The organism is Pedosphaera parvula Ellin514 (genome assembly GCF_000172555.1).
Classification (GTDB): Bacteria; Verrucomicrobiota; Verrucomicrobiia; order Limisphaerales; family Pedosphaeraceae; genus Pedosphaera.
Genome location: NZ_ABOX02000003.1, coordinates 42059 through 56296, shown reverse-complemented (window position 1 = coordinate 56296; position 14238 = coordinate 42059). Strand labels below are relative to the sequence as shown.

At 52.4% G+C, this 14238-nt stretch carries 11 protein-coding genes; 2 read left to right on the top strand and 9 right to left on the bottom strand.

What is annotated here, in order from left to right; genetic code table 11:
* Positions 1–31 precede the first annotated feature (31 nt).
* From CFLAV_RS02650 to CFLAV_RS02635, 4 genes are all read right to left on the bottom strand, one after another.
* On the bottom strand, positions 32–3172 hold the full coding sequence (locus tag CFLAV_RS02650; RefSeq protein WP_202796825.1) for an FAD-binding and (Fe-S)-binding domain-containing protein: 3141 nt from the start codon (positions 3170–3172) through the stop codon (positions 32–34).
* Positions 3173–3530: 358 nt separating this feature from the next.
* The gene (locus tag CFLAV_RS02645; RefSeq protein WP_007413056.1) at positions 3531–4127 is read right to left on the bottom strand and encodes a type 1 glutamine amidotransferase domain-containing protein; all 597 of its coding nucleotides are present in this window, start codon (positions 4125–4127) and stop codon (positions 3531–3533) included.
* A gap of 79 nt (positions 4128–4206) precedes the next feature.
* Positions 4207–4668, bottom strand: a complete 462-nt coding sequence (locus tag CFLAV_RS02640; RefSeq protein ID WP_007413055.1) for a DUF2231 domain-containing protein — start codon at positions 4666–4668, stop codon at positions 4207–4209.
* A gap of 10 nt (positions 4669–4678) precedes the next feature.
* Complete coding sequence (locus tag CFLAV_RS02635) at positions 4679–6499, bottom strand: thiamine pyrophosphate-requiring protein (protein ID WP_007413054.1); 1821 nt, start codon at positions 6497–6499, stop codon at positions 4679–4681.
* Between the two features lie 672 nt (positions 6500–7171).
* Between CFLAV_RS02635 and CFLAV_RS31705 the strand changes: the two genes are divergently transcribed.
* Entirely contained in the window at positions 7172–7801 is a 630-nt protein-coding gene (locus tag CFLAV_RS31705; RefSeq protein ID WP_007413053.1) for a PRC-barrel domain-containing protein, read from the top strand.
* An 86-nt stretch (positions 7802–7887) separates the two neighbouring features.
* Here CFLAV_RS31705 and CFLAV_RS02620 read toward each other — a convergent pair whose 3' ends face one another.
* Positions 7888–8421 carry a hypothetical protein gene (locus tag CFLAV_RS02620; RefSeq protein ID WP_007413052.1) on the bottom strand — a complete coding sequence of 178 codons (534 nt, stop codon included), beginning with the start codon at positions 8419–8421 and terminating at the stop codon, positions 7888–7890.
* Positions 8422–8552: 131 nt separating this feature from the next.
* On the opposite strand from CFLAV_RS02620, the gene CFLAV_RS02615 reads away from it, so the two are divergent.
* Positions 8553–9098, top strand: coding sequence for a PRC-barrel domain-containing protein (locus tag CFLAV_RS02615; protein WP_007413051.1), 546 nt, complete (start codon positions 8553–8555; stop codon positions 9096–9098).
* An 89-nt stretch (positions 9099–9187) separates the two neighbouring features.
* Here the strand turns inward: CFLAV_RS02615 and CFLAV_RS02610 are convergent, their stop codons facing one another.
* The 4 genes from CFLAV_RS02610 to CFLAV_RS02600 all read right to left on the bottom strand — a co-directional run bounded on the left by CFLAV_RS02610 (position 9188) and on the right by CFLAV_RS02600 (position 14175).
* The gene (locus CFLAV_RS02610) at positions 9188–11941 is read right to left on the bottom strand and encodes a M16 family metallopeptidase (RefSeq protein ID WP_007413050.1); all 2754 of its coding nucleotides are present in this window, start codon (positions 11939–11941) and stop codon (positions 9188–9190) included.
* Between the two features lie 134 nt (positions 11942–12075).
* The gene (locus CFLAV_RS33845) at positions 12076–12621 is read right to left on the bottom strand and encodes a sensor histidine kinase (RefSeq protein ID WP_007413049.1); all 546 of its coding nucleotides are present in this window, start codon (positions 12619–12621) and stop codon (positions 12076–12078) included.
* Positions 12622–12662: 41 nt separating this feature from the next.
* Positions 12663–13526, bottom strand: a complete 864-nt coding sequence (locus CFLAV_RS33840) for a HAMP domain-containing protein (protein WP_007413048.1) — start codon at positions 13524–13526, stop codon at positions 12663–12665.
* Positions 13507–14175, bottom strand: a complete 669-nt coding sequence (locus CFLAV_RS02600) for a response regulator transcription factor (protein ID WP_040546728.1) — start codon at positions 14173–14175, stop codon at positions 13507–13509. The genes CFLAV_RS33840 and CFLAV_RS02600 overlap by 20 nt, the downstream gene beginning before the upstream one ends.
* Between the last annotated feature and the right edge of the window lie 63 nt (positions 14176–14238).

Sequence of the window (14238 nt, the reverse complement as noted above, 5' to 3'; positions counted from 1 at the left end):
TAGTGGACATAGACCCCATACGGCAGACGAATTAATGGCGGTCATCTTTTGGCTTCTTGTGCTTCCCAAGCCATTCTTCAACACTGGAGGTCCACTGTTTAACGCGATTGTGGAGATAACCATGCTCCTTCTCTTCGTGTTGGCCGTCAGAGGGTGGAATCTTGACCAAGGCCATCGATTGAGCGGGTTCCACAGGTTTAATTTCACCTTCGTGAATCGCCATCTGCAGGACCTGGGCAATGTGAAGCGGTTTGCGATTGGAACGTTGGACAATTTGTTCGTGGCAACTGAAGCCATCAGCGATGATCAGCGTGTCTTCAGAGGAATGCCTCACCGCGGGAAGAAGGCTTCTTTCCCCACATTTGATGGAAACATCGTAGTGGTCACCCCGCTCAAATCCAAATGCTCCCGCCATGCCGCAGCAACCTGGTTCCGGGATTTGGAAATCCAGACCCACTCTTTTAAGCAGCGTCTCTTCCTCCCTGAAACCAATAACGGATCGATGATGGCAATGAGCATGCACTATCGCCCGGCTGGTGATTTGTTTGTGGGGATAACCTGGAGCATGATGCACTAAAAACTCGCTTAACACAAAGGTTTGCTGGTGAAGTTTTTTGGCGTCCTCATCATTGGGAAAGAGATTGGCTAATTCGTCGCGGAATACAGCGCAGCAACTGGGTTCAAGGACGATAAATGGGATGCCGTTACGAATATCCACGCGCATTATTTCCAGGATGTCCTGCAGCCACTTTTTAGCCTTATCGAGAAATCCATAATCGTAGAGTGGGCGGCCACAGCACATATCGTTCGTAGGAACCTGCACACGGAAGCCTGCATCTTCCAGTACCTCTACAGCCGCCTTGGCGACATCAGGGTGATAATAATTATTGAAAGTGTCAGGCCAAAGGACGACAGGTGGGCGGTCCAAATTTTTGAGCGGGCGATTTTTAAACCAGGCTTTGAAAGACTCCCTTGCCATGGCGGGCACTTCACGAGTCTGCTGCATGCCCACAATCCATTTCGCAATTTTGCCCAGAACCGGGGCATGAGTAATGAAGTTTGGAATTCCCGGCATGATGCTTCCAAGACGGGTCCAAACATGGATGAAGCCAAAAGCGTACGCATGACGAGGGCGGAGCTTATGCTTATAATAGTGTGACAGGAATTCAGCTTTATATGTGGCCATGTCCACATTGACCGGGCAATCATGCTTGCAGCCTTTGCACGCGAGACACAGGTCAAGAGCTTCCTTCACCGCCTCATTCTTCCAGCCCTTCTTGAGCAATCCGCCGTTCAGCATTTCCCAAAGCAGGCGGGCGCGTCCGCGAGTGGAATGCTTCTCTTCCATGGTAACCTGATAGCTGGGACACATCACCTGGTCAGAGTGACGCCGACATTCTCCTATGCCGACGCAACGCAGTGCGGCCCGGGAGAAAGTGTGCCTGTCAGCTGGATATTGAAAGTAGGTGGTGGGATTGGGGGGATCATAATCGGTGCCCAGGCGCAGGTTTTCTGTGACCTTGTAGGCATCAATCACTTTGCCCGGATTCATTTTCCATTCCGGGTCCCAGATGCGCTTGAACTCGCGGAATGCCTCCATCAATTCCTCGCCAAACATTTTGGGCAGAAATTGGCCACGCGATTGACCATCTCCATGCTCGCCGGACATGACGCCGCCATATTTCATCACCAACTCGCAGCCTTTTTCGAGGAAGGATTCAAATTTACGAATCCCTTCGGCGGTATAGAGATCGAATGGAATCCGGCAATGGATGCAACCCTGACCAAAGTGGCCGTAGAGCGAGGTGTCATAATCATAACTGTCCAGGAGTTTTTTGAAATCGCGCAGATAAGCGGGGACATTGTGCGGAGGCACTGCAGAATCCTCGAAGCCCTCCCAGGTATCCCTATGCCCAGGGACCCAGGCAGTGGAGCCCAGTCCGCCTTCACGCACCTTCCAAATCATCTCCTCCTGTTCCGGATTGTCGTATAGCTTGATGTTCGGGGCATCTTTTTGCTTTTTCAGCATTTCCGCACAACGGCGGGCCTGTTCATCGGAGTCTTTTTTCGAGTCGCCGCCGAACTCGACCATGAGCCAGCCGCCTCCCTGCGGCAGCAGCTTTATATCCGCATTCTTGTCTCCTTTTTGTTGGACCCATTGGAACAGAAGATCATCCATACCCTCAAGTGCGGCGGGTTTGAACTCAAGAATTTCCATCAGATGATCGGCAGCGGAGAAAACGTCCTTATAACCCAGCACCAGAAGCGAACGAGCCCCCGGATTACTGACCAGTCGAAGGCTGGCTTCGAGAATGGTGACACACGTGCTTTCGGTTCCCACCAGAGCGCGGGCCAGATTAAAGCCATTCTCAGGCAGCAACTCGTCCAGGTTATAACCCGACACGCGCCGGGGAAGCTTGGGAAAACGAGCGCGAATGAGATTGGCATACTTGTCGCGCAAACCCTTTAGTTGCGCGTAGATTTCTGCCTGACGCCCGCCTTCGCGAATGAAACGTTCAATTTGTTCGGGAGAGGTTTCACCGACGCGCATGCGCAAGCCATCATAAGTCAAAATCTCCAGCTCATGTGTATTGTCAGAGGTGCGCAAACCCAGACCTTCATCCCGACAGAGCAGAGAGTGTGTGCCGCAGGAATTATTTCCCAGCATGCCGCCAAGCGTGCAATGATTGTGCGTGGCTGGGTCAGGGCCAAAGTTAAGCCCCAACTTCGTCGCGTCGTTCCGCAAGGTGTCGAGCACACATCCCGGTTGAACGCGTCCCAACTTGCGGACGGTATCAATCTCCAACACATCGTGCATGTATTTGGAAAAGTCCATGACGACAGCCACATTGCAACATTGGCCGGCGAGGCTGGTGCCGCCTCCGCGCGATAACAGTGGAGCACCCATGCGCCGGCATTCTGCCACGGTTGCGACCACATCCTCCTTGTCCTTTGGGAGCACAACTCCGATGGGTACCTGGCGGTAATTCGAGCCGTCCGTTGCGTAAAGTGCCCGACTGCCGTCGTCAAAGCGCACTTCACCCTTGAGGTTCCTTTTGAGACGGCGAGCCAGTTTTTCAGCATCGACATAGGATGCAGGACTGGGCTGGGAAATAACTTTCGCTGGTTCCTTTGATTGGTTGGTAAAACTCATCGGCGGTTCGTCTTTCAATTTTTGTTCTCCTCGCATCTGCCTCCGTGTCGTGACTCCTCGATGTTGCTTTTAAAGCGATTTGGAGCCACTAAAATCATCTGCCATCTACAAGTGTGGGGTGGCGTTAATCCGGGTTGACCTGACGTTCCTATGGCTCTCTGTAATCATCATTTCTTCCGGCATCCGAAGGCTGATCTCCACCTGGATTGCGGCCGCTCCGACTCCTGCTGCCCTGAATAAGCAGGGTTACAAAAATTGCGGCGACAATAACCGCCCAAAGAATCCATGCCCATCCCATATGATTTTTTCCTCACTAGAAACTCCCAAGCTCATTAACCATGAGCTTGAGAGTTCGTTTCATGTTTAAATTAGATTATTAATGGGCGTCCGAGCCAGCCATGGCATGTGCAGATTCCTCCTTGTTCCTGTGTGTGCCCTCGCCGAATTCTTCGATGATTTTATTGTTGAAAGCAGGGATGTCTGAAGGTTGCCGGCTGGTAATCAAACCGTTGTCGACCACCACTTCTTCGTCGACCCATTCTGCACCAGCGTTTTTGAGGTCAGTCTGAACTGAAGGATACGAAGTCATTCGCCGGCCTCTGACCATGCCGGTTTCAATGAGAGTCCAGGGGCCGTGGCATATCGCAGCGATCGGCTTGCCGGCATTCACAAAGTTTTTTACGAACTCCACGGCTTGTTGATTCATGCGCAGCTTGTCCGGATTCATGACTCCGCCAGGAAGCAGCAAGGCGTCATAATCATCAGCATTGGCTTCGGCCAACGGGACGTCCACCTTGAAGCTTCTTCCCCATTTTGTATGTTCCCAACCTTTAACTTTCTTTTCCTGTGGGGAAATAATATCGGTCTCAGCCCCCGCTGCGTCCAGGGCCTCGCGCGGCGCCGTCATTTCAACCTGTTCAAAACCATTCTCGATGAGGATGGCTACTTTTTTTCCATTCAAATCATGATTCATTTGTGTCCTTTCAACTTATGTGCCGGTATTGTCAACAGCTGGCGGCAAAATCATTCCTATAATAAAGGGCCAGCTGGATTCAGGGCTGCCGTGGCAGCTTGGTGGGGGAGCCTTCCGCAACACTCACCCGATAAACATGCACGAGTTCACCGCCGAGCCAGCCGGAAATTGAGAGCAGTAGAATTCCCACAATGGATAAAATGAGGGGAATTTTGATATCCATGGAACTGTTCCGGCGAATGAAAAAGTTCACCACATACAAGGCAACAATAACGAGATTGATAGTCATATGCGTGAGACCGATGCGGCGTAGCTTGGGTTCGGTGATGGATAGGAGGTCAAGGAACCCGGGAATGGCAGCTATCAATGCCGTGATAATGCCGCCCGCCATGGTGAAGTAGGCGACGGTTTCCCATTCGTTGCCACTCCAATGGAAGAAGTAGATCAAATCACAAATAAGTGAAAAGCCCCAAAGTCCAATCGGAAATGCGATGAGCATAACGTGGATGGGGTGTTTTTTAATGCTTGCTGTAGTTTCCATAAATTGCCTTTCATTTGCTCCTCACTTCATGTTCTTCATGGTGCGCAGGGTGAGGAATCCAACCCTCGACCATTTCCTTATATGACCGCGTGATCATTGATCCGGACCGCGAGTCACCCTTTAGGATCGATTTCGCAAAATTCACCGCCTGTTCGAAAGTAATGTGTGGAGGCATGGGCGGAACTTCAGGGTCGGTATGTGCTTCAATCACCACGGGGCATTTCGCAGCCAGGGCTTCATCCCATGCCGCGTCGATTTTGTCGGGATCAGCCACGTTAATTCCTTTCAATCCGAGCATGGCGGCATATTCGGCATAGGGAAAATCTGGAATGTCCTGCGAGGCATTGAACTTGGGCATGCCCAGCATGATCCTCTGCTCCCAGGTAACCATGTTTAGATCGCGATTGTTCAATACGAGCACGATCAATTGAGGATTGCTCCATTCCTTCCAGTATTTGGAAATCGTTATCAGCTCGTTAATGCCATTCATCTGCATGGCTCCATCACCGGCCAGGGCGATGGCCACGCGGTCGGGGAATGCGAATTTTGCCGCGATGGCATAGGGAACGGCGGGCCCCATCGTGGCCAGTGTCCCGGAAAGAGAACCCATCATGCCCGGACGAAACTTCAAGTCGCGGGCATACCAACTGGCCGTGGTTCCGGAATCCGCGCTTAAAATGCAGTTGTCAGGCAGGCGAGGCGAAAGTTCCCAAAAAACCTTTTGTGGATTGATGGGATTGGCGGCAACCATTGCCCGCGCCTCAACCACCTGCCACCAGTCGGCAACATTCTTTTCTATTTTTTGTCGCCAGGAGCGATCCTGCTTCCGTTCCAGCAGTGGGATGAGCGCCCGCAAAGTTTCGGCGCTGTCTCCCACCAGATTTAGCTCCATCGGGTACCGGATGCTTAGCACCCGGCCATCGATGTCAATTTGAATCCCACGTGCTGCTCCTTCCTTGGGCAGAAATTCGGGGTAGGGGAAGTTGCTGCCGACCATGAGCAGAGTATCGCATTCCATCATCATATCCCAGCTTGGCTTGGTCCCGAGCAGACCGATGGAGCCGGTCACATAGGGAAGATCATCAGGAAGGACTGCTTTGCCAAGCAGCGCTTTGGCCACGCCAGCGCCGAGGATATCGGCAACTTCCATGACCTCTTGCGAGGCCCGCAGGCAACCAGCCCCAACCAACATGGCAATGCGTTTGCCGGAGTTGAGGACATCGGCCGCCTTCCTGAGATCGGAATGCAATGGTACGATGCGTGGAGAGCTGTAGCCTATCCCGGAATGAATGGTTCCGTGTTTATGTGGCGGCACTGGTTCAGCGTCCAGTTCCTGGAGATCGTTGGGAACTATGATGCAGGTCACGGTCCTTTCTGCGAGGGCAATTCTAACTGCACGGTCCACCAAATGCCGCATTTGAGAAGGAACTGTGGCCATATGAATGTATTCATGCGCCACATCTTTAAAGAGTGAGACCAGATCGACTTCCTGTTGATAGTCGCCACCGAGTGAGGCGCGGGATTGCTGGCCAACGATGGCGACCACCGGTTGATGATCCATTTTCGCGTCATAAAGGCCGTTAAGCAGATGAACGGCTCCCGGGCCGGAAGTGGCACAGCAGACGCCCACTTCCCCTGTAAATTTGGCATGAGCACACGCCATGAAAGCGGCCATCTCCTCGTGGCGCGTTTGAACAAAGCTCATGGTTTTTTTTGACTTTTCCAAAGCGTTCATGAGTCCGTTGATGCCGTCGCCTGGGTATCCATAGATGCGCTTCACTCCCCACTCGGAAAATCGTTTTATCATGAAGTCGCCGACTGTTTCTGCCATGATGTCCTCCGGAATTAATTGTTATGAAGAGGAAACTATAAACTTAAGAATGATTTTGGATCTCAAGAAAATATCAGCCTCAACCAACCAAACATAGTTCGCGGAAAGAGGCGCAGGTATTGGGGAGAAGCCCCCAAGCCGTGGGATTGAACAGGGAGGTTGAGCGAATCAGTAATGATGGTGGAGTTAAGCGGAGGAGAAAAGAATTGGAAGAGGCAGGAAATGATCGTTCAAGGTCTGACGCCGCTCTCCTTCGACCTTTGACAAAGGACCTTTGCACCAAAAGTCCCTGCCGATCTGATTCCCCCTGCCGGCGACCGCTGGATTCAGGGTGCCTTCCCGAGGACTTTCGCCCTCGCTGAACCAACAGAAAGTTTTGAAGGAAGCGGCAAAAACTTCAATCCGCCGGTGTTCCTCTTCCGAAGAAAATCTCTCTCGCAGAGGCTCACATTGCAAATGGGGTAATGTGCTCCGGCATTGATGGGAAACATCCACAACGATGCAATGCAGATGTATTCTCAACCCGGATACAGCGGACACTGAAACTATTTTCAAAGATATGGCGTTTTCTTTTGAAATAGTCTGACATGGGTGCGTTATTGAGAACAGAGACTGCATCTGTCACCGATTTGCAGTGACGTGACGGTTTAACAAAAAATGCAAAGGAGCAGTATGAAATCAAAAGCTTTAATTTTAGGTGGAGCAGCGGCTGTGTTTTGCCTTGGCGTTCCAGGACAATCTTCCGGCAATACCAATGGCAAAAGCAGCAGTGAAGCGCCCGAAGCAATCATTCCGGGGCAGCCGGCACCGGGTTCCCCCAAAGCTGATCAAAGTGAAAAGGAAAGTCCGGCTTCAATTGATCGCGCAAGTCATCTCATTGGGATGAAAGTGAAGAATCAAAAGAACGAAAACCTGGGCACCATTCGGGACGTTGTTTTCAATGTTGATAATGCTCGGGTAGCCTACATCGTTTTGGAAAAGGCGGATCATGATCAAAAGCAGGATGCCAATGTCGCTGTTCCAATGATGGCGTTCACGCCTTCGGCGGATAAGAATTCACTGACATTAAATGTGGACAAGGAAAGGTTCCAAAACGCGCATGGATTCGCGATGGAAAATCTGCCATCGGTAAGCAATCCGATTTATGGAGCAGAGCCGCAAATGCCAGAGCATATCATCATTGTTCCGGTCCCCGTTTCACCACAGCATCCAAACCAGGGACAGGATGAGGAGCGAGATACAAATCCTGAAAGTGGCCATGGTTTGAAGCCAGATGCGAACCATCCTCAGAGATACCTTTAAGCTGGCAGCCAGCCTGCCATGGTAGTAATGGGTCCTGAACCATCCAGATGGCGGACTCGTAAGGGCAGAAGAAACGATGCGCATGCTCAGCCATTTCGCTGGCAAAAATCAAGAGCGATGACTCTCCGAACGCCTGCATTATAAATGAACTCAGCCACAGTGCTCCACGGGGTTCGAAATGAGTGGGCGACCTTATCGGCGATGTCATCCAGGGATCCATCCGTGGATACGAGAGGAGATGGTTTTTTTCGGTTATTGTAATCCAGATAGGCGTTCACTTCCTTGACATAGCAGACCACATGGAATTGCTTCTCCATGTGAACGGCAATCAACTGGGTAGTAAAACCTTTTGCCTTCAGAACATCAGCCGCAAGGGTCGCAAAGTCATCACAATCACCCGTTTCTGAAGCGAGGAATTGATCCCGGGGCTGGAGGTCGGCGGTAAGGCGGAATTTAAAGTGCGCGAGGCGGCGCATGAGGCTTTCCGGGGTCAGGTTTTTATCGGCTTGAAGCTCCTGGAACGTGACTGCGTGAAGCGGGTGCGCCAGAAAAGGGAGGATTATGGCCAGGATAACCAGACTGGCAAGACGCCGATGAAGTAAGTCTCTGATTTGTGTCATTTTACGAATAAGAAAATGTTTTTTGATTTGTGCGGTTCAGGATGTGTTAGTTTCTATTAGGAAATTGACCTGCATTGCCGACAGAGTTTGTCTGCGAAGAGGCAATTATAAATTCTTAAAAAAGGAGTACTATGAAATCGCATACCATCATTGCAACCATGGCCATATCGGCACTGTGCCTTGCCGCACCGAATCATCTGCGTGCCGATAACGTAAGCATGTATCAGCAGGATCCATCGAAACACCACCATTACGACAATCCCGCCCCCGAGGCCGGGTCTTACGCTTACAATGACAATAGTTCCTATACAGTGGGGACCAGTGCCGGCGCCACCGGAATGAGCTCGGGCCAAACTACCGAATCCATGTCCAGCACGTCTTGGTCCCATCAAAACCCTCCCCCGGATCGAGTTGGGATCAGATCCAAAAGCGTCAAATCCAGCGACCTTATTGGGAAAAAAGTAGAGAACCAGCAAGGCCAGAAGCTGGGCAAAATCAAGGATGTGGTGGTTGCTCAACAAGGCGGAAATGAGACATATGCCATCATTGACAAAGCAGACCGGGTTAAAGGCACAAGTCACAATGTTGCTGTTCTCACTACTGACATCACCAGCGGCCCTGACCGGCATTATGTGGTCATGAATGCGGATAAAAGCCGGTTTGACAGCATTCGGTGATTTCGGACAACTGGTTTGGCACGCATTGCGGGATATCGAGCCTGCCAGGGGATGATTTGCATCCTTCCTGGCAGGCCCGCCATGAGACGTTATTTGATGGGATTGCCATCCGCATCCATCAGCTGAATGTCACCCCAGCCCAAACTGCGGATTTCAGGTTCAACCTTTGAACGGTCGCCCACGACAACCCAGACGAGTTGGTCGGGATGCACGACTTCCTGTGCAGCCTTGGCGACCTGATCAAGATTGAGTGCGCGCACATTGTCAGGGTAGGTTTTGAAGTAATCTTCAGGCAACCCGAACCGCACAATTTCGCCAATCGATCCGGCGACCCGGTCGTTGGTTTCCCAGGAACCGGGCAGTTTGAGGGTGAGATATTTCTGGGCTTTTTCCAGTTCCTCGGCGGTGATCGGACGCTTGCCCAGAATGCCGCGCAGTTCCTTTTCCATCTCAACCATCGATTCGCTGGTCTTGTCTGATTGCACGGGAGCGTAAGCAATGAATGGCCGCTGGCCGCGGGCCGCAGACATGAACGTGTGCGCGCCATATGCCCAGTGTTTATCCTCGCGCAGGTTCATATTGACGCGGGAGGTGAAGGCGCCGCCAAGGATGTTGTTCATGGTTTCGATGGAAATTTCATCGGGGTTATTCTTCGGCGGAGCCACATGTCCGGCAAAAATGACGGATTGAATGGAGCCGGGGCGATCAATCAGATAAACGACGGATTTCTTTTGTTGCTCCACATTTCCGAGGTTCTTCTTTGGCACAGAGGCACTTTTCCAGGTTCCAAACTGTTTCTCCAGCTTTGGAACGATTTCGTTCAAGGTGGTGTCGCCCACCACGATGAGGGTTGCATTGTTCGGCTTGAACCAGGTGTTGTAGAATTTGTGCATGTCGGCAGTGGTCAATTTGGCCACGGTCTCCTCGGTGCCGGAACCGGTCATTGGGTTTGCATAGGCATGACTCTTGCCGTAGAGCAGGCCAGGGAAGACGCGCAGGGCCATGCTGGTTGGCTCGGTCTTTTCACGTTGAATGCCCGCAATCCGCTGCTTCTGCAGGCGTTTGAAATCGGCTTCGGGAAAAGCAGGGTTCAGGATCACATCGGAGTAGATGTCCAACGCACGATCCAGGGTGGACTTGAGCGTGGAAAGATGAACGGTTGAGGTATCGAGATCAGAGCCGGAACTGAGGTTGGCGCCGAGTGTGGATAATTCTTCACTGATATCGAGGGCTGTGCGTTTGGTAGTGCCTTCATCCAACATATCCATGGCCAGGCGCGCCGTGCCGGGCGTGGCGAATTGGTCCGCTGCCGACCCCGCATCCACGAGCATGTTAAAGCTCACCAAGGGAGTGGAATGGCGTTCGGCTAAAATGATGTTCAAGCCGTTCGAAAGTTTCGTGCGCTGGAAGGCGGGGAACTTGATTTCCGGCGGTGCGCCCGGGGTGGGCAGCTTGGTGCGGTCCGCGCCGGAACTCGCCGTATCATGCTTGGGATACGGATAGACATCGAGAATGTAGACATCGTCGGTCAGCCAGCGTTTGGCAGCATCCTGGACATCATGGGCGGTGGCGTTGCGAACATAATTATTGATGGTCTTGTAAAAATCCGGGGTGCCACGATAAGTCTGGTTCATGGCCAGAAGGTCGGACTTGCCGCCAAACCCGCCGATGCGTTCCGCGCCACGAATGAAAGCAGCGATGTTGGCGGCCTTCACGCGGGTGAGTTCCTTTTCAGTCGGACCCTTGGCGAGGAAACGGGCCACTTCTTCATCAATGGCCTTTTCGATTTGCCTTAAATCGCCACCTGGTTTGGCAGTGGCGATGATTCCGAACTGGCCGCAGATTTCTCGCGGATCGACGGACACGGAGACATCGGTGCAAAGCTGGTCGTCGTAAACGAGCCGCTTATACAGACGCGAAGTTTTGCCTGAAGCAAGCACGTCGCTGGCCAGATCGAGATAGGTGGTGTCGGCTTCGCCGTAGCCGGGAATATTCCATACCTTGTAAATGCGGGCTTGTGGCACGCGGTCGCTGACAACTTGACGGCGAGTGCCGCCCATTTTTGGGACCCATTTTTCAAACTTGGCCACGGGCGGACCCGCCGGGATATCGCCAAAGTATTGTTCCGCTTTCTTAAGGGCAGTCTCGGCATCGATATCGCCGGCAAGTACGAGAACGGCATTGGCTGCGCCATAATAGGTTTTGAACCAGGTCTTCACATCATCGAGTGAAGCGGCATTGAGATCATCCATCGACCCGATGACGGTCCATGAATAAGGATGGCCGGCAGGTGCGGTGCCTTTTACGAGCAATTCCTCAGTGACGCCGTAAGGCTGGTTTTCATTCTGGCGCTTTTCATTTTGCACGACGCCGCGTTGCTCATCCAGGCGGGGTTTGTCAATCACGCCGACGAGGTGACCCATGCGGTCGGATTCCATCCAGAGGGCGGTGTCCAAAGCATTTTTGGGAACGTTCTGGAAATAATCTGTCCGATCTTCGCTGGTGGTGCCGTTCATATCCGTGGCGCCGATGCGCTCCATGGCCTGGAAGTAATCGTCATTGAAGTGCTCGCTGCCATTAAACATCAAATGTTCGAACAGGTGAGCAAAACCGGTTTTGCCGGTTTTTTCGTTTTTGGAGCCCACGTGATACCAGACGTTCACGGCCACGATGGGAGCCTTATGGTCCTCATGAACAATGACTGTGAGGCCGTTTTTGAGGACAAACTTTTTGAAGGGAATTTCCACCTTGCTGTCCACGACGGACTCGACGGCGCGGCTGGAAGGCAGGCAGAGTGCCAAGCAGGCTGCGAGCAGTGAAAAAATAATCGTTTTCTTTATCATATTATAAAATGCATGTTGCCACGGAGAATCAATCACCCGGAGGGAGTGGAAAACAATGGCAGTGCTTAATCCTGGACGGGCTGGAACCTGCCAGCCACTCAAATGAGACAAGTCTTATATTGAAGCCATTCAAATTACTTTGCAAGTTGTGCTGCAGCAATAGTGCGAAGTTGCCCAGCCGGGGAAGACGGGTTCACGGGAATAAAAAGAGAGAATTCGGAGCCTTGGTCTGGCTGGCTTTCGACCGCGACCCGGCCTTGATGAGCATGGATAATGGCTCGAACGAGACTCAGGCCCAGCCCCAGACCGCGCTGCGAACGGCTTTTGTCGCCCCGATATAAGCGATCCCAGATTTTTTCCTGTTCCTCCGGGGCAATACCCATGCCGGTATCACGGATGCGCACCACGATGTTGGGACCTTCATGAACGGCTTTGATCTGAACCGAACCACCCTCTGCCGTGTATTTGATGGCGTTATCGAGCAGGTTGGCAAAAACCTGGCGCAGGCGAATGGGATCGACAAAGGCATCACATATTTCTGGAAATTCAGTTGTGATGGTTATCTTTTTTTCCTCCGCGACATACTGGTATAGGTCGATCACTTCCTCGAGCAGAGGGCAAAGATTGACCTGTTCACGTCGCAATTCTACAGTGACGGCTTCGGCTTCGGCGACATCCATGAGAGTCTGGAGGATGATAAGGACGCGATCGGACTTCCCCCTCAATCAGCCAGGGCTTCATGTGCTTCGGCTTCGCTGGCTCCCGAGCGGAGAGCGGCTTCAGCAGTGCCACGCAGCCGGGTCAAGGGGGTGCGGAGATCATGGGCGACGTTATCGATTGATTCGCGCATGCCCCGGATGAGAGCCTGATTTTTATCGAGCATGCGGTTGAACAGTTGGGCCAGCTCATCCAATTCATCGTCGGAACGGCGGACTGGAACGCGGGCATCGAGTTTGCCGGTATTGATGATGGAACGGGCCGTGGCAACAATCTGTCGGATTGGTTGCATGGCTCGATGGGCGAAGAAGGCTCCTCCCAGAAATCCCAGCACCACAATGGGGGTCATCACAGCGAAGAATGTGCGGCGAAAAGGTTCGAGCACGGTGGAGCGATTGTTCGTGCTGCGACCCACCTGGAGCATGGAGCCGTCAAAGAGAGTGGTGTAAGCCAGAGTAAAGTCCTTCTCTTCATCCTTGGGAATACGAATCCAAGCCGTGCCGCTGCGGTAGCCGCCAACTGACGGTCCATTGGGGTCGAACTCAACCCAATCCTGCGGCACCGTGGCAAAAAGCACACTGTTACGAGGATTGACCACCCGGACGAAGAAGGATTTCTGGCGCTTGGATTCCTGCGAACTGGAAATCCAGCGTTGAAGAGCAGCCGGGCCACCACTTTGATACACTGCGGAGTATTCCTTAAGCCGGGATTCGATGATTTCCTTATCTTTGCGCTCCACGGCGACCGACAGCATAAAGTAAAGAAATGCAAAGAGCGCACAGGCGCTGATCGTGAAGATCGACGCGTACCAAATGTTCAGGCGAAAACTGAAAGTGCGCCCGAGGCGGCTAAGCAGGTTTGAGGACATAACCAACTCCTCTAATGGTGTGCAGCATTTTCTTGTCCTTATCGATCTTATTACGCAGGCGAAAAACGAGGACATCGACCACATTTGTTTGCGGGTCAAAGCTATAGTCCCAGATATGCTCCAGGATCATCGTTTTCGTAACTGCACGGCCGGTGTTACGCATCAAGTATTCAAGCAGGGCAAACTCACGGGATTGAAGTTCAATTTTTTCCCCGCCACGAGTGACCTCACGGGTGAGGAGATCCAGGCCCAGATCGCCAACGGTGAGCCTCGTCGGTTCTGTGGCATTGCTGGCTCGCCGGATCAGCGCTTGAATGCGTGCATGAAGTTCTGAGAAGGCGAACGGCTTGGTCAGATAATCATCTCCACCGGCCTGAAGACCTTTGACACGATCATCGACCGAGGCCTTGGCGCTCAAGAAAATCACCGGGATACGAATTCCCTCCTTCCGCAGGCGCTGGACCAGACTGAGTCCATCGAGCTTAGGAAGCATGACATCCACAACCGCCGCATCGTATTTGGTGGTGGCTGCGAAGGTGTGGCCTTCCTCGCCATCGGCACAACGGTCCACGGCGAAACCGCTTTGTTTGAGGCCATTGACCACAAACGAAGCGATTTTGGCATCGTCTTCGACCACGAGGATTCGCATATCAGGTTCAGCAGAATTTAATTCAAATACTTGCAAAGACATAGCTGAAAGCGTGGTTGGTTG